This is a genomic window from Gulosibacter sediminis, assembly GCF_014904065.1.
In the GTDB taxonomy this organism is placed as follows: Bacteria; Actinomycetota; Actinomycetes; order Actinomycetales; family Microbacteriaceae; genus Gulosibacter; species Gulosibacter sediminis.
On record NZ_JACXJG010000046.1, the window covers coordinates 1 to 230 of the forward strand.

Annotated in this window: 1 protein-coding gene; it reads right to left on the reverse strand. The window is 67.8% G+C overall.

Annotated elements, in window-relative coordinates; translation table 11 throughout:
• Positions 1-230 (reverse strand): biotin/lipoyl-containing protein (locus ID132_RS12890; RefSeq protein ID WP_328744572.1); only part of this gene is annotated, 230 nt, incomplete at both ends.

Below are 230 nucleotides of genomic sequence, written 5' to 3' on the forward strand. Positions count from 1 at the left end.
GCCGGGGCCTCGGCTGCGGCGCCGTCGCCGATGCGTGCGAGCACGGCACCAACCTCGACGGTCTCGTCCTCCTGGACGAGAATTTCCTGCACCGTGCCGGCGAACGGCGACGGAACCTCAGTGTCCACCTTGTCGGTCGACACCTCGAGCAGCGCCTCGTCGACCTCGACGGTCTCGCCAACCTGCTTCAGCCACCGAGTGACCGTACCCTCAGTGACGCTCTCACCGAG